This window comes from Streptomyces sp. NPDC002809, from assembly GCF_040295435.1.
GTDB lineage: Bacteria > Actinomycetota > Actinomycetes > Streptomycetales > Streptomycetaceae > Streptomyces.
The window spans coordinates 1-17,171 of record NZ_JBEOVJ010000060.1 but is presented as its reverse complement, the minus strand read 5'-3'; the positions used below and the strand labels follow the sequence as shown (position 1 = coordinate 17,171).

15 protein-coding genes, 1 rRNA gene and 1 riboswitch are annotated in these 17,171 nt (G+C 68.5%); of the genes, 3 read left to right on the top strand and 13 right to left on the bottom strand.

Annotated elements, in window-relative coordinates; genetic code table 11:
• Positions 1-109: 109 nt before the first annotated feature.
• Complete coding sequence (locus ABT025_RS28215) at positions 110-1,615, bottom strand: glutamate-cysteine ligase family protein (protein WP_351000270.1); 1,506 nt, start codon at positions 1,613-1,615, stop codon at positions 110-112.
• 480 nt (positions 1,616-2,095) lie between these two features.
• On the opposite strand from ABT025_RS28215, the gene ABT025_RS28210 reads away from it, so the two are divergent.
• Positions 2,096-2,689 carry a hypothetical protein gene (locus ABT025_RS28210; protein WP_351000268.1) on the top strand — a complete coding sequence of 198 codons (594 nt, stop codon included), beginning with the start codon at positions 2,096-2,098 and terminating at the stop codon, positions 2,687-2,689.
• Positions 2,690-3,012: 323 nt separating this feature from the next.
• Positions 3,013-3,219 (top strand): DUF5999 family protein, encoded by a 207-nt coding sequence (locus tag ABT025_RS28205; RefSeq protein ID WP_351000265.1) that lies wholly within the window; start codon positions 3,013-3,015, stop codon positions 3,217-3,219.
• A 93-nt stretch (positions 3,220-3,312) separates the two neighbouring features.
• Here the strand turns inward: ABT025_RS28205 and gcvP are convergent, their stop codons facing one another.
• The gene (gene gcvP, locus ABT025_RS28200; RefSeq protein WP_351000263.1) at positions 3,313-6,198 is read right to left on the bottom strand and encodes an aminomethyl-transferring glycine dehydrogenase; all 2,886 of its coding nucleotides are present in this window, start codon (positions 6,196-6,198) and stop codon (positions 3,313-3,315) included.
• Positions 6,199-6,392: 194 nt separating this feature from the next.
• Positions 6,393-6,489: riboswitch (glycine riboswitch) on the bottom strand.
• A gap of 101 nt (positions 6,490-6,590) precedes the next feature.
• On the opposite strand from gcvP, the gene ABT025_RS28195 reads away from it, so the two are divergent.
• On the top strand, positions 6,591-6,971 hold the full coding sequence (locus tag ABT025_RS28195; protein ID WP_351000260.1) for a PRC-barrel domain-containing protein: 381 nt from the start codon (positions 6,591-6,593) through the stop codon (positions 6,969-6,971).
• Here ABT025_RS28195 and ABT025_RS28190 read toward each other — a convergent pair.
• The 11 genes from ABT025_RS28190 to rrf form a co-directional block, all read right to left on the bottom strand.
• Positions 6,896-8,344 (bottom strand): DNA polymerase IV, encoded by a 1,449-nt coding sequence (locus tag ABT025_RS28190; protein ID WP_351000257.1) that lies wholly within the window; start codon positions 8,342-8,344, stop codon positions 6,896-6,898. The genes ABT025_RS28195 and ABT025_RS28190 overlap by 76 nt on opposite strands.
• Positions 8,345-8,437: 93 nt before the next feature.
• On the bottom strand, positions 8,438-9,055 hold the full coding sequence (locus ABT025_RS28185) for a MerR family transcriptional regulator (RefSeq protein WP_351000249.1): 618 nt from the start codon (positions 9,053-9,055) through the stop codon (positions 8,438-8,440).
• 165 nt (positions 9,056-9,220) lie between these two features.
• A complete protein-coding gene (locus ABT025_RS28180; protein WP_006123076.1) occupies positions 9,221-9,694 on the bottom strand; it encodes a bifunctional nuclease family protein in 474 nt (157 codons plus the stop codon).
• Between the two features lie 53 nt (positions 9,695-9,747).
• Positions 9,748-10,491 (bottom strand): transcriptional regulator FtsR, encoded by a 744-nt coding sequence (gene ftsR, locus ABT025_RS28175; protein ID WP_351000246.1) that lies wholly within the window; start codon positions 10,489-10,491, stop codon positions 9,748-9,750.
• Positions 10,492-10,531: 40 nt separating this feature from the next.
• The gene (locus ABT025_RS28170; RefSeq protein WP_351000243.1) at positions 10,532-11,320 is read right to left on the bottom strand and encodes an FHA domain-containing protein; all 789 of its coding nucleotides are present in this window, start codon (positions 11,318-11,320) and stop codon (positions 10,532-10,534) included.
• A 190-nt stretch (positions 11,321-11,510) separates the two neighbouring features.
• Complete coding sequence (locus ABT025_RS28165) at positions 11,511-12,299, bottom strand: DUF881 domain-containing protein (protein WP_502972043.1); 789 nt, start codon at positions 12,297-12,299, stop codon at positions 11,511-11,513.
• Between the two features lie 5 nt (positions 12,300-12,304).
• Positions 12,305-12,637, bottom strand: coding sequence for a small basic family protein (locus ABT025_RS28160; protein WP_003970459.1), 333 nt, complete (start codon positions 12,635-12,637; stop codon positions 12,305-12,307).
• Entirely contained in the window at positions 12,634-13,557 is a 924-nt protein-coding gene (locus ABT025_RS28155; RefSeq protein ID WP_351000240.1) for a DUF881 domain-containing protein, read from the bottom strand. The genes ABT025_RS28160 and ABT025_RS28155 overlap by 4 nt, the downstream gene beginning before the upstream one ends.
• 154 nt (positions 13,558-13,711) lie before the next feature.
• A complete protein-coding gene (locus ABT025_RS28150; protein WP_351000234.1) occupies positions 13,712-16,207 on the bottom strand; it encodes a sugar phosphate nucleotidyltransferase in 2,496 nt (831 codons plus the stop codon).
• Between the two features lie 112 nt (positions 16,208-16,319).
• Positions 16,320-16,928, bottom strand: a complete 609-nt coding sequence (gene clsA, locus ABT025_RS28145; protein ID WP_266776362.1) for a cardiolipin synthase ClsA — start codon at positions 16,926-16,928, stop codon at positions 16,320-16,322.
• A 149-nt stretch (positions 16,929-17,077) separates the two neighbouring features.
• Positions 17,078-17,171 (bottom strand): 5S ribosomal RNA (gene rrf, locus ABT025_RS28140); the annotation flags it as partial.

Sequence of the window (17,171 nt, the reverse complement as noted above, 5' to 3'; positions counted from 1 at the left end):
AGGTCGACGAGCCGGGCGGACCTCTCCCGCAGCCGGCGGGGACGAGGTCCGCCCGGGGGCAGCGAGTGTCCGGATCGGCGGCCAAAGCAACCGGTCGCGCCGGCCCGTCTCACCGTGCGGGAAGGTCCACGGGCCAGGTGTGCACGGGCTCGCCGTCCTGCATCAGTTCGGCGTAGCGCCGGGTCATGGCGGCAAGGGCCTCGGCCCGCCCCAGCCCGGCCTCCCGGGCCCGGTGGTAGGTGTCCGCCTGCCAGGACGCCCCGTTCACCCGCCGCCTGCAGCGCTCCTCGATGATTCCCAGGTAGCGGTCCCGGTCCGCGGGCGCGATGTTCCAGGCGTCGAGCCCCGCGGCGGCCAGAGGCAGCAGTTCGTCCCGCACGAGCTTGACGGCCGGGACCCGGGTCAGTCCGCCGGAACGGCCCGGACGGGGCCAGAGCAGCTCGGCCTCGATGCCCCGGCGGCAGGCGGTGTCGAAGTTCTCGGCCGCGGCGGTGAAGGGCATCCTCGTCCACACCGGACGGGGCTCCTCCGCAAGAGCCCGTACGAGTCCGTAGTAGAGCGCGGTGTTGGCGATCACGTCGGCGACGGTCGGTCCCGCGGGCAGCACCCGGTTCTCCACCCGCAGATGCGGGACGCCGTCCGCGAGCCCGTACACCGGGCGGTTCCACCGGTAGACCGTGCCGTTGTGCAGGACGAGCTCCTGGAGCTGCGGCACCCCGCCCTCGTCGAGGACCCGCAGCGGGTCCTCCTCGTCGCAGATGGGCAGCAGCGGGGGAAAGAAGCGGAGGTTCTCCTCGAAGAGCTCGTACGCCGAATCGACCCAGCGCTCACCGAACCAGGTCCTCGGCCGCACCCCCTGGTTCTGGAGTTCGGGCGGCCTGGTGTCCGTGGCCTGCTGGAAGAGGGGCGGCCGCGACTCCCGCCACAGCTCGCGGCCGAAGAGAAAGGGGGAATTGGCTCCCATGGCCACCTGGACCGCCGCGACGGCCTGGGCTGCGTTCCACACGTCCGCGAAGCGTTCCGGAGTCACCTGCAGGTGCAGCTGCACCGAGGTGCAGGCGGCCTCGGGCGTGATCGACCCGGAGGTGCAGACCAGTCGCTCCACACCTTCGATATCAAGGGAGAAATCCTCACCGCGCGCCGCCACCATTTGATCGTTCAGCAGCGCGTAACGGTCCACGTCCGAGAGATTGGACCGGACCATGTCCTCGCGTCCGAGGGTGGGAAGTATTCCGATCATCATGATCCCGGCGTCGACCTCGGCGGCCTTCCGGTCGGCATATCCGAGACCGGTCCTCAGTTCCTCGGCCAGCCGATCGAGAACACGGCCTGAAAGATTGTGGGGAACTATGTTCACTTCGAGATTGAACATCCCCAGTTCCGTCTGGAAATCGCGGCTCGCGATGCGCTCCAGAACCTGCCCATTCAACATCTTCGGCATACCGTCGGCGCCGGCCAGATTCAGCTCGATCTCCATGCCCATGAGGTTGCGCGGCCGGTCGAACCTCCGCTCCGCCAGGAGCCTCCCCAGCCCCTCCAGGCACTGGTGGAGCTTCCTCCGGTACTTCTGCCGGTCGGACAGGTCCAAGGCGCCCGCAACAACCTTCTCCCCCATCGAAGTGTCCCTCCTCGAGTGGGCAGCCCGCGGCCCAGGCCGCTCGCGTCACGATCGATAATGCCCAGACGGGGAGATCGATAACGCACCACGGACGCCGCGCACCCGCTAATCTGATGACCGAGGCCGGGGGCACATTCACTCGGCATGACGCAGCGCGCAGATTCCCCGTTCGACGCCCGGGGAAAGCGCCGACACGTTTCAGCCTACCGCCGCACGGGAAAAACCTGAGGCGGTGGCTGCGCCGCTCGCAACGAATCAACATAATCTCCGCATAATTGAGTCCGGATACCGCCTTGCCGGCAATAGCCGTGGCGGCTAGTGGAAACACCGCGTGAACACGTGTCGTATAAACTCCGCGGACGAGGCAGAGAGTTGACGCACCGGCCCAGTCACCGGCCTCCTCTGGCCCCGCACGCCGACAGCGCCGTCTGCACCCGCCCACGCTCCACCGTGTCTCCGAAGTGAGAGGCGACCACTATGCCGCTGCATGTACCCCCGGCTCCCGCGCCCGCTCTGCGCAGCGTTCTCGCGGCGCTCGGTTCACCGACCGCGGTCCGCGAGGCCCGCACCCCCGCCCTGCGGTCCGCCCAGGGACCGCTGAGCCCCGAACAGCCGCTCCCCGTCCATGTGCTGGACCGAATCGGTCCGGGCGGGCTCGCGCCCACCACCCGGCTCGCCGCGTGGCGCTTCCTGATCCGCAGCACGGAGCGAGCCGTCGCCGCGGCGGACACGATGCTCACCCCGGACGGCTGGGCCTTCTCGCACTTCTTCGAAGGCCCGTACATCGCCTCGACCGAACTCGCCCTGCGCCACGCGGAAGCGGCGGCGACGCCCTACCAGCCGAGGCTGCTCTCCATCCCCGAGCTCTACATGATGGCGCTGTGGCTGCACGGGGACACCGGGGCCGACGCCTCCGGCGGCTCACCGGCCCCGGCCGATCTCCTGGTTCCGCTGGCTCCCGCCCCACCGGGTATCGCGGCACACCGTCCGCACCGGGTCGCTGATCTGCTCCCCGTGATCACCACCCGTATCGCACCCGGCCCCGGCCCCCTGCTCGGTTCTCCCGCCTGAACGCCGGCTCCCCCCACTTGACTGGCACTGTGCCCCGCCACCCGACCCGGTGGCGGGGCACAGTGCCATCAGGTGGGGGCACACGCGCCCATCCGGACTAGCCCCATCCGGCCACCCCGAACCACCCGAAGTGACAGTGCAGTTGCGTTGAACCGTCCGGGCGGGTGATGCGTCATGGGAGGAGAAGATGTGCTGCTGCGAAATCCCTGCGGATTGACGCCCGTAGGGCAACACTGGGACCGGACCGATCGATACGGGGGGCGGCCATGAACACCTCTTCAAGCCGCAGGACACTCAACTCAACGCAGCGAAAGAACCCAGCCATGTGTCAGCACCAGCCAGCCTGCCCGACAGCCGACTCAGCCGACCGGGAGGCCGCCCGTCTGGTGGCGCACCATCCGGAACAGGGCTGGAGCCTGCTGTGCAACGGCGTCCTGCTCTTCGAGGACACCGGTGAGCTGCTCCCGGACGGGCAGATCATCGCCCCGCACCGACCGCTGGAAACGGGCCGGGTGGTGAAGGCGGCCTGAGCGGCCGGTACGAAAAGGGGCCGGCCCGGAGATGTCTCCGCACCGGCCCCCACGCATGTCCGCGTCACGCCCCCGTGTTCCGGCGTTGCGGAATCAGTTGTCGTACTCCTCCAGGGGCGGGCAGGAGCAGACGAGGTTGCGGTCACCAAACGCACCGTCGATCCGCCGCACCGGCGGCCAGTACTTGTCGGCGGCGGACACCCCGGCCGGGAAGACTGCCACCTCACGGCTGTAGCCGTGCTCCCACTCCCCGCCCAGCGCGGCCGCGGTGTGCGGGGCGTTGGCCAGCGGATTGTCCTCCGCGCTCCACTCGCCCGAGGCAACCTTCTCGATCTCGCCGCGGATGGCGATCATCGTGTCGCAGAACCGGTCCAGCTCCGCGAGGTCCTCGCTCTCGGTCGGCTCGATCATCAGCGTGCCCGCGACCGGGAAAGACATGGTCGGCGAGTGGAAGCCGTAGTCGATGAGGCGCTTGGCGACATCGTCGATGCTGACGCCGGTCGCCTTGGAGATGGGGCGCAGGTCCACGATGCACTCGTGCGCGACCAGTCCGGCCGGGCCGTTGTACAGGATCGGGTAGTGCGGCTCCAGCCGCTTGGCGATGTAGTTGGCCGCGAGTACGGCGACCTGCGTCGCACGCTTCAGGCCCTCGCCGCCCATCAGGCGTACGTAGGACCAGGAGATCGGAAGAATTCCGGCCGAGCCCCACGGGGCAGCCGAGATCGGTCCGACACCGGTCTCCGGACCGGCGGCGGGCTGCAGCGGGTGGTTCGGCAGGTACGGGGCCAGGTGCGCACGCACACCGACGGGACCGACGCCGGGACCGCCGCCACCGTGCGGGATGCAGAAGGTCTTGTGCAGGTTCAGGTGCGAGACGTCGCCGCCGAAGTGGCCCGGCTTGGCGAGGCCGACCAGGGCGTTGAGGTTGGCCCCGTCGACGTACACCTGACCGCCGGCGTCGTGCACCTCGGCGCAGATGTCGGCGACGTGCTCCTCGAAGACACCGTGAGTGGACGGGTAGGTGATCATGAGCACGGCGAGCTCGTCGCGGTGCTGCGCGATCTTGGCACGGAGGTCGTCGATGTCGACCTCGCCGTCGTCGGCGGTCTTCACCACGACGACCTTCATGCCGGCCATCACGGCGCTCGCCGCGTTGGTCCCGTGGGCGGAGGAAGGGATCAGACAGACGGTCCGGCCCTCGTCGCCGTTGGCCCGGTGGTACGCACGCACGGCCAGCAGCCCCGCGAACTCGCCCTGCGACCCGGCGTTCGGCTGGATGGAGACCGCGTCGTAGCCGGTGACCTCGGCGAGGCGCTCCTCGAGCTCACGGATGAGCGTCAGGAAGCCCTCGGCCTGCTCGGCCGGTGCGAACGGGTGCAGCGCGCCGAACTCGGGCCAGGTGATCGACTCCATCTCGGCGGTCGCGTTCAGCTTCATGGTGCAGGAGCCGAGCGGGATCATGCCGCGGTCCAGCGCGTAGTCGCGGTCGGCGAGCTTGCGCAGGTAGCGCAGCATCGCGGTCTCGGAACGGTGCTGGTGGAAGACCGGGTGGGTCAGGAAGGCGTCGGTGCGCAGCAGCCCCTCGGGCAGCGCTTCGGCGGTCGTGGCGTCCAGCGCCTCGATGTCGCCCTCGGCGCCGAAGGCGGCCCAGACGGCAGCGACCTGCGCGCGGGTCGTGGTCTCGTCGCACGCGAGCGAGACCAGGTCGCCGTCGACGAGCCGCAGGTTGACCCCGCGGTCACGGGCGTCGGCGACCACCGTGGCGGCCTTGCCCGGGACCCGGACGGTGAGCGTGTCGAAGTAGGTACCGGTCACCACGTCGACACCGGCGGCCCGCAGGCCCTCGGCCAGGATGGCCGCGTAGCGGTGGGTGCGCCGTGCGATCGTCCGCAGCCCGTCGGGGCCGTGGTAGACGGCGTACATGCCGGCCATCACGGCGAGCAGCACCTGAGCGGTGCAGATGTTGCTGGTGGCCTTCTCGCGGCGGATGTGCTGCTCGCGGGTCTGCAGGGCCAGCCGGTACGCCTTGTTCCCGTCCGCGTCCACGGAGACACCCACGAGGCGGCCCGGGAGGCTGCGGGCGAACTTCTCGCGTACGGCCATGAAGCCGGCGTGCGGACCGCCGAAGCCCATCGGCACACCGAAGCGCTGCGTGGTGCCGACCGCGATGTCCGCGCCCAGGTCGCCGGGCGACGTGAGCAGGGTGAGCGCCAGCAGGTCCGCGGCCACGGTGACGATCGCGCCGAGCCCGTGGGCCTGCTCGATGACGGGCTTGATGTCCCGTACGGCTCCGGAGGCGCCCGGGTACTGCAGCAGCACGCCGAAGACGCCGCGCTCGGCGATCTCGGCCGGGATGCCGTCGGTGAGGTCGGCGACGACGACCTCGACCCCGGTCGGCTCGGCGCGGGTCTCGATGACGGCGACGGTCTGCGGCAGGGTGTCGGCGTCGACCAGGAAGACGCCCTTCTTCACCTTGCCGACGCGCCGGGCGAGTGCCATGGCCTCGGCCGCGGCGGTGCCCTCGTCGAGCAGCGAGGCGCCGGAGGTGGGCAGCCCGGTGAGCTCGGCGACCATCGTCTGGAAGTTCAGGAGGGCTTCGAGGCGGCCCTGGGAGATCTCGGGCTGGTAGGGCGTGTAGGCCGTGTACCAGGCGGGGTTCTCCATGACGTTGCGGAGGATCACCGGCGGGGTGAACGTGCCGTAGTAGCCGAGCCCGATCATCGGGGCCAGGACCTGGTTGCGGTCGGCGAGGAGGCGCAGCTCGGCGAGGACCTCGGCCTCAGTCCGGGCGGCCGGCAGCTTCAGGGCCTCGGCGCTCCTGATCACATCGGGCACCGCGGCGGCGGTCAGCTCGTCGAGCGAGCCGTAACCGACCTGGGCGAGCATCTTCGCCTGTGCCTCGGAATCGGGACCGATGTGGCGCTGCTCGAAGGGGATCCCCTGTTCGAGCTGGGAGAGCGAAGTGCGACGGGGGGTCATGATGGAGGCCTCCTGGTCTGTCACGACCTGCGAGGGGCACCACGGCGCGGGGTGCCCGAACGGCCTCCCCCTCTGTCATCTCAACCTGAGAGCTTCACCGGTGCCCGCAGGGCGCACCGGCTTTCACCGTCGGTGAGGGAGAGTTCCTGTCCGGCCGTGGCCGTGCGGGAACCCGCCCTGCTTTCCAGAGTGACCTCGTCCGTGCGGTACGGGGGCCTGAGAGATTCCGGGGAGGATTTGCTCCTTCGGCGCCTCCGGATTGCCTCCGGAGGACTCTCCCGCACAGGGTCAGCAGCCATTGCCAGCCTACCAGCGGGGTATGCGGTGGAAATCTCGAGTGGCCGATGCCACGGATGTGCACTTCTGTAGTGCCTGTGGAGTAGCTGCGACCAATGGGAGGCCACGTGCAGACCGACATCGATCCGCGCAGCCTGATCGGCCGCAAGGCGTTCGACCGCAAGGGCACCAAGATCGGAACCGTGGACGAGGTGTACCTCGACGACGCCACCGGTGTGCCCGAGTGGGCGGCCGTGCGCACCGGACTGTTCAGCCGGGATGCCTTCGTCCCGTTGGAGCCCAGCGAATTCGTCGAGGACACGCTGCGCATCCCCTTCGACCGCGCCCTGATCAAGGACGCACCCGACTTCGGCGTCGGCCGTCACCTCTCGCCGGAACAGGAGCTTCAGCTCTACCGGCACTACGGTCTGGACTCGGCGCCGGGCGAGAGCGCCCCCGACCGCGACTTCGGCAGGCTGGCGGGCCAGGACGAGTAGTCCACCGGGTTCCGTACGAGCGGCAGCGGATCGGCCGGCTGCAGCTCCGGATCGTCGATACGGAACGTACGGACCCGGCCGGGCGCCGATTCCGGTTCCTCGAATCGCACCGTCACCCGCCCGACCCCGCTGCCCTGTACCCAGCCGTGCCCGTGGGTGTCGTGGTGTACGTCGTGTCCGGCCGGCCAGCGCCGCGCCGCAAGCTGCTCAGCACTCTCCTGCGCGGGCTCCTCACCCGTCGGCTCCCCCTCGTCCGCGCCCGCTTCGGTGGTGTCGGGGAGCTCGGCCGCCGTCCGCTCGTCCGCCGCCTGGGCGAACAGGTCCTCCTGGGTGAAGTCGGCGAGGCCTGTGACGCCGACGCCCAGCAGCCGCACGCCGCCGGTGGTGTCCACGGACTCCAGGAGCCGAGCCGCGGCCTCTCTGACGACCGTGGGGTCGTCGGTGGGCCCACGGAGCGTCTCGGAGCGGGTGAGGGTCGAGAAGTCGTAGCGCCGCACTTTCAGCACCACCGTGCGCCCTGACCGTCCGGCACCCCTCAGCCGCCGGACACACCGGTCGGCCAGCCGCTCCACCTCGGTCCTGACCCGGACGCGGTCATGCAGATCGGTGTCGAAGGTGTCCTCGACCGACACCGACTTCGCGTCCCGCTCGGCGACCACGGGCCGGTCGTCGTATCCGAACGCCATGCGGTGCAGAGAGCTGCCGTGCGCCTTGCCCAGCAGCCGTACGAGTTCCGCCTCGCCCGCCTCGGCGAGGTCGTTGACCGTGGTCATGCCGGCGCGGCGCAGATGGTCTGCGGTGGCGGGGCCGACTCCGGGCAGGGTACGCACCGTCATGGGCGCGAGGAGTTCCCGCTCCGTGCCGGGCTCTATCAGCAGGATCCCGTCGGGTTTCGCCTCTTCGGAGGCGATCTTCGCCAGCATTTTGGAGCCTGCGAGCCCGACGGAGCCGCTGAGCCCCGTGACCGCCTCGATCGCCCCGCGCAGCTGCTCGCCGATCTCCAGGGCCGAGGCCGCGTCGTCCGCCGTGCCGCCCGCCTCCAGGTCGACGAAGGCCTCATCGAGGCTGAGGGGCTCGACCAGGGGCGAGAGGCGCCCCAGCAGCTCCATGACCTGGTCGCTCACCGTCCGGTAGAGCGTGAAGCGCGGCACGAGATAGGCCGCGTTCGGCGCCAGCCTCCTGGCCTGCGCCATCGGCATCGCCGAGTGCACCCCGAAACGCCGCGCCTCGTACGAGGCGGTGGCGACGACTCCGCGGGGGCCCAGTCCGCCCACCACGACCGGCTTGCCGCGCAGGCTCGGCTTCGCCGCCTGCTCCGCGGACGCGTAGAAGGCATCCATGTCCAGATGCAGGATGGTGGGCGCGGCTCTCACATCAACCGATGGTGCCCTACGGCACTGACAGCCGCCCTGTGACGACGGCGGGCACACCCCGGAATTCCGGGGTGCGGCCGCGCTGCCACCCGGTCAGCCCGCCCGGTTGCGCCGACGGGCGAGTTCGTCGGTGGGGTTGTTGCCGATCAGTGTCTCGCCGGTGTCCACGCGCTCCCCGTGCAACTGGGACAGCGCGGCGTCCACGTCCCGCCACACCACCCCGACGGCGATGCCGAAGATTCCCTGGCCCCCTTGGAGCAGCTCGACGACCTCGGTGGGCGAGGAGCACTCGTAGACGGTCGCTCCGTCACTCATCAGCGTCATGCGCTCGAGATCCTGGAAGCCCCGGGCCCGCAGGTGCTGCACGGTGGTGCGGATGTTCTGAAGCGCCACCCCGGTATCGAGGAATCGTTTCACGATCTTCAACAGGACGACGTCCCGGAAGCTGTAGAGCCGCTGTGTGCCCGACCCGTAGGCCGGGCGGACGCTCGGTTCCACCAGCCCCGTGCGGGCCCAGTAGTCGAGCTGCCTGTAGGTGATACCCGCGGCTGCGCACGCCGTCGGGCCCCGATAGCCGATCTCGTTGGCCGATGTCACGCCGTCCCCCGCCATCGCGTCCGGCGCAGCCGGTTGCCTGATGGTGTGGCCGGCTGTACTCCCCTGCTGCGGATACGGCCCACCTGCTGCCGTACCGTCGCCGCTGCTTCTCACGCCGACCTCCGTCCTTGACCTGCCCACTCGAAGGTAGGCAGTCACCCGGGGTGCGTCAACGATCGCCACACTCGGCACGCCGAGTGATAATCACCCTGAGGGTGGTTTCCCGTGACTCACGATCGGGAAAGGCTTGTCGGATGCGCTGGCGCGCCCCTTGGGACGTCACTGACTGTTCGTACCGAAGTCCTCCGGCGAGATCTGGTCGAGGAACTCGCGGAACTTCTCCACCTCGTCCTCCTGCTCGTCGGGAATCGCGATTCCCGCATCGTCGAGCACCCCGTCACTGCCGTAGATCGGCGTACCGGTGCGCAGGGCGAGCGCTATCGCGTCGGAAGGCCGCGCGCTCACCTCGACTCCGCTGGCGAAGACCAGCTCCGCGTAGAAGACCCCTTCTCGCAGATCCGTGATCCGGACCTCGGTGAGCTCCTGGCCGACGGCCTCGAGCACATCCTTGAAGAGATCATGGGTCAGCGGCCTGGCCGGAGCCATGCCCTGCTGAGCGAAGGCGATCGCGGTCGCCTCACCAGGACCGATCCAAATGGGGAGGTACCGATCGCCTCCCACTTCACGCAGGAGCACGATCGGTTGATTGGAGGGCATTTCCACCCGGACACCCACAACGTCGAGCTCGTTCACACAGCAACCCTAGGACGTGCTCGGCAGGTTTGGGTAGTCGGGCCCCGCCGGGATCAGTGAAGACGGATCTGCAGAGCGGTCTGTACGAGGGCCGAGTGCAGCCGTACGGAGAGCTCGGCGAGCTCCTTCGCGGTGGCCTCGGCATGCGCTCTGGTCTGCGGATTCCGGTGCCGGCGCAGCGGCGCGACGACTTGCTCGATCAGCCCGGCCTCCCGGTCCGCGGCTGCTCGCATCGCGCGCAGATGACGAGGTTCCAGACCGAATCGCCCCAGATCCGCCACAAGCCTGGCGATGGTGACCGTCTCGGCGTCATAGCCTCCCTGCGCCGACGGCGCGACGAGACCGTACGACTCCCAAGCGTCCAGGTCACTCTCGGTCACCTCGGCGGCGGCGAGGAGCTCGGCGCGGCCGATGCGGGCCGCGGTGGCCCGCCCCGGCCCACCGGTCCAGCCGCCGTCGGTCAGCTCGGGCTCGCCGCCCGGGGCGGGCAGAGCGACCTGCTCACCCCGCGCGAGGGCGTCCAGGTGCTCCCGGATGACCTTCAGCGGAAGATAGTGGTCCCGCTGCATCCGCAGCACCTGAGCCAGCCGCTCAACGTCGCCGGAACGGAACTTCCGGTATCCGGAAGGTGTCCGCTGTGGCTCGACGAGCCCCTCGGCCTCCAGGAAGCGGATCTTGGAGATGGTGACTTCGGGGAACTCGTCCCGCAATTGCAGGAGCACCGTGCCGATGCTCATCGGACGGTCGTCGGCGGTGGCGGTGCCGTGTCCGGCACCGCCCGTCGGTGTTCTCAGCATGGACCTTCCTCGGGTCCCCCCGACGGAGTCGGGGGGACGGTCAGATGCCGCGCTGGCTCGCGTAGAAGACCAGCCGGTACTTGCCGATCTGCACTTCGTCGCCATTGGACAGCGCGACGGAGTCGATGCGCTCACGATTGACATAGGTGCCGTTGAGGCTGCCCACATCCCCCACGGTGAAGCTGCCGTCGGGGCTCCGACGGAACTCCACGTGACGCCGCGACACCGTCACGTCGTCGAGGAAGATGTCACCCTGCGGGTGGCGGCCGGCCGTGGTCAGCTCGCTGTCCAGGAGGAAGCGACTGCCCGAGTTGGGCCCCCGTCGCACCACCAGGAGCGCCGAGCCGAGCGGCAGCGCGTCCACGGCGGCCTGGGCCTCGGGCGAGAGCGACGGCACGGACGTCTGCCCGGTCGCCTCCGCCTCGTAGGCCTCCAGGCCCGAGATGGAGATGGTCGACGTCGTCTCCGACGCCCGCTCCGGAATCCCGCCCCTGAGCGGCGCCCCACAGTTGGAGCAGAAACGGCTGGCCTCGGCGTTGCGGTGCCCGCACCTCGTACAGACCGGCATGGACGAAGCCTCCTGCCTCGGGGTGAACCCTCCACCCGTACTTGAGGTTGAGGGTTCTCCGAAACCTATGCGGCCGGGACCGGCAGGGTCAACGGACGACGCGCCGGAACCACCCGAATTGTCACCTCCCGGACCTGCCACCTGGTCACGGAAGAGGGGGCGCTCGCCGCCCTGCTCCTCACTCTGACCATGGCGCGGTGCGCGATGGCGTGCGGCTTCATCGCGAGCGCTCTTGCCGAACAACTTCCCAAACAACTTCACGGGCGATTCCCCTTGACCGAAACAGACCCGCCCGTGGGGCAGGACGAACCCTGAATGAACACACCTGCCGACCCGGACATCTTCACAACGTCCGTATCCACTCGACAGTTTCCACCACGCACCACCATTACGATGCGCCGACCCCCCGCAACCTCCTGCTCATGTCCCCCGACACCCACGCGTCCCGGGTTCACTGGCCCGACGACCGAGAGTAGTCAGGCCGCTCAGCCGGTCGCAAGGCGTCGACGACGATGTCGTCGGACTGCGCCACGTGCACCGTGGCCTGCTCCTTCTCCAATGTCTGCACCACACCGCCGGGGATGTTCAGCGCCGGTTCCAGGTCCTGCGGCTTGCCGATGACCTTGAAGACATAGGGAGCGGAGATCTTGCGGCCGTCGACCTTGACGGCTCCCCCGTCACCGGAGAAGTACGTATTGGCCACCACGCGCACGCCGTTGACCTCGATCGCCTCGGCACCGGCCGCCCGGAGCTCCTGAAGGGCATCCAGCAGCATGTCGGCCTGCACTGCGTCCCCGGGGTCGTTCACCGCGAGGGTGATGCCGGGGCCGTGCACCGCCACGGTACCCGCGAGGATGCCGAGTTGGCGCTCCTTCTCCACTGTCTGCTTCCGCGCCTCCTCCGCCTGGTCGGAACTGTTCTCCAGCTCCGTGCGCTGGTCGACGAGGCGCTGCTTCTCGTCCTCCAGCCGCTGCGTGCGGTCGTCCACCTCGTCGAGGATGCGGACGAGGTCCTCCTGGCGGGCGCCGCGCAACGCGCTGTTGTCGCTGTTCGACCGCACCTGGATGGCAAGCCCCAGGCCGAGGACGAACAACAGCACTGCGACGATGAGTTGGGCGCGGGTGATCCGGGGCGGCCAGATTCCGGCCATCAGCCGCTGGCGCCCGGTCAGTTCCCCGGGAGTCTCCTCGGCCTGCTCGCCGGGTTCTTCGCGGTCGCCGTTGAATGCGTCGTTGCTCATCGGCGTCAGGCCCGGAAGACGTGCCGGCGGATCGCGGCGGCGTTGGAGAAGATGCGGATACCGAGAACGACGACCACGCCGGTGGAGAGCTGCGCTCCGACGCCCAGTTTGTCGCCCAGGAAGACGATCAGCGCGGCCACGACCACGTTCGAGAGGAACGAGACCACGAAGACCTTGTCGACGAAGATGCCGTCGAGCATGGCCCGCAGACCGCCGAAGACGGCGTCGAGAGCCGCCACGACCGCGATCGGAAGGTAGGGCTCGACCACCGCCGGAACTTCGGGCCGGACCAACAGTCCGACCACGACTCCCACGACGAGGCCCAGTACGGCGATCACGATGTGCCCTTCCCTGTTTCTGCCGCACCACTGCCGGTGTCTGCGGCCTTATAAGGCTCTGCTGTCCGTACGATCAGGCTCGGGGCCGCCGGGAGGCTCACATTCTCCTGGACGGAGATGCTGGTCCGGATGTCGAACGTGTCCTTGAGCGCCTGCAGGTACTGGCCATCGGCACTGTCCTGGAAGTCGGCGCCCAGCTTCTTCCCGTCCCCCACCGCGAGCACCGTGTACGGCGGCACGAGCGGTTTGTTGTCGACCAGTATGGCGTCGCCCGCGGCGCGGATCGCCGACAGGGCGGTCAGACGCTGTCCGTTGATGGCGATCGCCTCGGCGCCGGACTGCCACAGGCCGTTCACGACCCTCTGCATGTCCCGGTCGCGGACCCTGCCGGTGTCGGAGAACCCGCTGCTCTCCCGCGGTCCGCCTCCGCCCTGCTCGGTGTCCTTCGCGTCGTCGACGACGAGCTTCACCCCGGGACCGTGCACAGGCGTCGCCCCGGACAGCAGGGCCACCAGTTCGGCCTGGTCACCGCCGTGCTTCTCCAGCGCCTTGCGCTGGCGCCTGCCCACGTCGTCGCGGATCTCCTCCACCTGAGCTTCAAGCGTGTCGGCCGCAGACGTCTCCGCGTCGATCCGGTCGATGAGCTCTTCGCGCTCCTTGGCCAGAACCGGCGCGGCAACCCGCGCCTGAGCGGCACCGAGCGTCACGACAAGCGCTGCCAGCACCAGACACGCCGCGAAGCCGAGCTTCGCCTTGAGGGTCCGGGGCATCCCCGCGCGCCCGTCGGCCTTGCGACGCGCCGAAGCCTCGGCATATCCGTCGTCCAGGCTGTGGTCCATCACATTGGTCAGCAGCGACATGGACGCGTCGGGGCGCGAGGGCGGCGAGGCGGTACTCCGATCGGGGGGCTGCTGCGACATGCCGCACATCGTCGCATGTCGCAGCGGCTACCGCCGAATGGCCCCACCGATGTCCTGGATGCAGGCGCGCGACTCCCGCGGCCGCACCGCGGCATCCGGGCCGGGTCCGGATGCCGGGGCGGCACAGCTCACCCGCCCCGGCAATCCGGTCACATCATTGACCTGCGCTGTCGACGATCGCGGACCATTCGTCCAAGAGCGCCTGGGCCGAGGCGTCGTCGGGCCCTTCGGCCCACAGATGCGTGACCGCTTCGGCACGGTCCGGCAGCACCATCACCCAGCGGCCGTCCGCCTCCACGACACGTACACCGTCCGTCGTGTCCACGTTGCGGTCTCCCGCCGCCTCGACCACACGCCGCATCACCAGGCCCTTGACGGCCCACGGGGTCGCGAGATCACGCCGCAGCACGTGCGCACGCGGGATGCGCGCGTCGATCTGGCTGAGTGTGAGCTGCGTTCTTGCGACCAGTCCGATGAGCCGCACGAATGCGGCGGAGCCGTCGAAGACGCTGCTGAACTCGGGAACGATGAACCCGCCGCGTCCGTCCCCACCGAAAATGGTGCCTTCCTCGCGTCCCACCCGCGTCAGGTCGTCGGGCGACGTCATCGTCCACTCGACCTGGGTCCCGTGGTACGCGGCCACCTGCTCGGCCACGCGGGTAGTGGTGACAGGCAGCGCCACCCTGCCGCTGCGACGCTCCGCGGCGACGAGGTCGAGCATGACCAGCAGGGCCCGGTCGTCCTCCACGATCCGGCCTCGCTCGTCGACCAGTGAAAGCCGTTCACCGACCGGGTCGAACCGGACACCGAACGCAGCCCTCGCCGACGAGACGATCTCCCCGAGCCGGACCAGCCCGGACCGGCGGGTCTCGGCCGACTCGGTCGGCCGGGATTCGTCGAGGCCGGGGTTGATGGTCAGCGCATCCACACCGAGCCGTCCCAGCAGACTGGGGAGCACAAGCCCCGCGCTGCCGTTGGACGCGTCGACGACCACCTTGAGTCCGGCGTCGGAGATTCCCGCGGTGTCCACGTTCCGCAGCAGGGATCCTGTGTACGAGTCGAAGACGCTGGACGGGAAGTAGAGGTCGCCGATCTCACCAGGGAAGGCCCTGCGGTATTCCTGCCGGGCATAGACCCGGTCCAGCTTGCGCTGCCGTGCCTGGGAGAGGTCCGCTCCCCGTTCGTCGAAGAACATGATGTCGACGGAGTCGGGAACACCCGGCGAGGTACGGATCATGATGCCGCCGGCACTGCCGCGTGCGGTTTGCTGACGGGCCACGGGCAGCGGAACGTTCTCGAGGTCGCGGACGTCGATGGCGCTGGCCTGAAGGGCCGAGATGACCGCGCGCTTGAGTGCCCGGGCACCACGGGAGTGGTCACGTGCGGTGGTGACCGTGGAGCCCTTCTTCAGCGTCGTCGCATACGCACCGGCCAGCCTGACCGCCAGTTCCGGCGTGATCTCGACGTTCAGGATCCCGGATACTCCTCGTGCGCCGAAGAGGTGTGCCTGTCCGCGCGACTCCCAGATCACCGAGGTGTTGACGAACGCGCCGGCTTCGATGGTCTTGAAGGGGTAGACGCGAACATTTCCCTGGATGATCGATTCCTCGCCGACGAGGCATTCGTCGCCGATGACCGCCCCGTCCTCGATCCGGGCGGCGCGCATGATGTCGGTGTTCTTGCCGATCACGCACCCGCGCAGATTGCTGTGATCACCGATGTACACATTGTCGTGCACCACGGCCTTGTGAAGAAAAGCGCCGCTCTTCACGACCACATTCGACCCGATGACGGTGTGCTCCCGGATCTCCACGCCGGCCTCGACCTTGGCGTAGTCACCGATGTACAACGGCCCGCGCAGCACCGCGTCGGGGTGCACGTCCGCGCCTTCGGCCACCCATACACCGGGCGAGATCTCGAAACCGTCGATCTCGACGTCGACCTTGCGTTCCAGCACGTCGGCCTGGGCCTTCACGTAGCTCTCGTGCGTACCGACGTCTTCCCAGTAGCCCTCGGCGATGTAGCCGTAGATGGGCTTGCCTTCCTTCATGAGCTGCGGGAACACGTCACCGGACCAGTCCACGGAGACATCGGCCTCGACGTAGTTGAAGACCTCTGGCTCCATGACATAGATGCCCGTGTTCACGGTGTCAGAGAAGACCTGGCCCCAGGTCGGCTTCTCCAGGAAGCGTTCGACCTGACCCGCTTCGTCCACGATGGTGATCCCGAATTCCAGGGGATTCGGGACGCGGGTGAGGCAGACCGTGACCAGTCCGCCCTTTTCCTTGTGGAAGGCGATGAGATCGGTGAGGTCGAAGTCGGTGAGCGCATCACCGGAAATCACGAGGAAGGTGTCGTCCTTCAACGCCTCTTCGGCATTCTTCACGCTGCCGGCGGTACCGAGCGGTTTCTCCTCGTTTGCATAGCTGAGCTCCATCCCGAGCTCTTCGCCGTCTCCGAAGTAGTTCTTCACTAGCGACGCGAGGAACTGGACGGTCACGACCGTCTCGTTGAGCCCGTGCCGCTTGAGCAGGCGTAGCACATGCTCCATGATCGGCCGATTGGCTACGGGCAGGAGCGGCTTGGGCATGCTTGAGGTCATGGGGCGAAGGCGAGTGCCTTCACCACCTGCCATCACGACGGCCTTCATGTCGGAACGTCCTCCTTGAAGAGACGACGGTCTAGCCGACTTCACCCGTCAGGGCATCATCTGTCTGATCAGCCGCGGGCCGGCCACGTTGCGCGGCACCGCATCAACGAGCTCAATCGGCTACTGCATCCGCCTTGACCAGCCGGCGGACCTGAACCACGTAGAGGATCCCTGCCCACCAGTAGAGCGTTGTACCCCATCCTGCGAACGCCCATCCGAAAACAGTGGCCAGCGATGCCAGCCAACCACTTCCGTCACTGAGCAGCAACAAGGGGAATGCGTACATCAGGTTGAACGTGGCCGCCTTGCCCAGGAAGTTCACCTGAGGAGGCGGATAGCCATGACGGCGAAGGATTCCCACCATCACGAGAAGCATCAGTTCACGGGCGAGAAGCGCGGCGGTGAGCCAGAGCGGAAGGATCTCCCGCCAGGTCAGGCCGACAAGGGTGGAAAGAATGTAGAGACGGTCGGCAGCAGGGTCCAGCAGCCGTCCCAGGCTGCTGATCTGGTTCCATCGGCGCGCGAGCTTGCCGTCGAGGTAGTCACTCACGCCGCTGAACATGAGTACCAGCAGCGCCCAGCCATCGCTCTGAGGCCCGCCGAACTCGGGACGGAGAATCAGCCACAGGAAGACGGGTACGCCAACGAGGCGAGCCATGCTGAGGATGTTGGGGATGGTGAGGACCCGGTCCGTCTGAACGCGAGTCTCCTGGACCTCCACCCGGGGGCCTCCTGTGAATGAACGTGCCGATGATGCCCCCTGACCTTACCCTCAGCGATGGCCGGCAGATACACAGGGGTACCGGGAAGGCCCCGTAAACACAGAAAAGCCCCGTGCCACAAGGGCACGGGGCTTAACTATCAAAAGAAGTTCGGCGGCGTCCTACTCTCCCACAGGGTCCCCCCTGCAGTACCATCGGCGCTGAAAGGCTTAGCTTCCGGGTTCGGAATGTAACCGGGCGTT

Bases quoted from the DNA above. Each gene is read 5' to 3' on its own strand.
- ABT025_RS28215 (WP_351000270.1), bottom strand. From the start codon at position 1,615: ATGGGGGAGAAGGTTGTTGCGGGCGCCTTGGACCTGTCCGACCGGCAG.
- ABT025_RS28210 (WP_351000268.1), top strand. From the start codon at position 2,096: ATGCCGCTGCATGTACCCCCGGCTCCCGCGCCCGCTCTGCGCAGCGTT.
- ABT025_RS28205 (WP_351000265.1), top strand. From the start codon at position 3,013: ATGTGTCAGCACCAGCCAGCCTGCCCGACAGCCGACTCAGCCGACCGG.
- gcvP (WP_351000263.1), bottom strand. From the start codon at position 6,198: ATGACCCCCCGTCGCACTTCGCTCTCCCAGCTCGAACAGGGGATCCCC.
- ABT025_RS28195 (WP_351000260.1), top strand. From the start codon at position 6,591: ATGGGAGGCCACGTGCAGACCGACATCGATCCGCGCAGCCTGATCGGC.
- ftsR (WP_351000246.1), bottom strand. From the start codon at position 10,491: ATGCTGAGAACACCGACGGGCGGTGCCGGACACGGCACCGCCACCGCC.
- ABT025_RS28165 (WP_502972043.1), bottom strand. From the start codon at position 12,299: ATGAGCAACGACGCATTCAACGGCGACCGCGAAGAACCCGGCGAGCAG.
- ABT025_RS28155 (WP_351000240.1), bottom strand. From the start codon at position 13,557: ATGTCGCAGCAGCCCCCCGATCGGAGTACCGCCTCGCCGCCCTCGCGC.
- ABT025_RS28150 (WP_351000234.1), bottom strand. From the start codon at position 16,207: ATGAAGGCCGTCGTGATGGCAGGTGGTGAAGGCACTCGCCTTCGCCCC.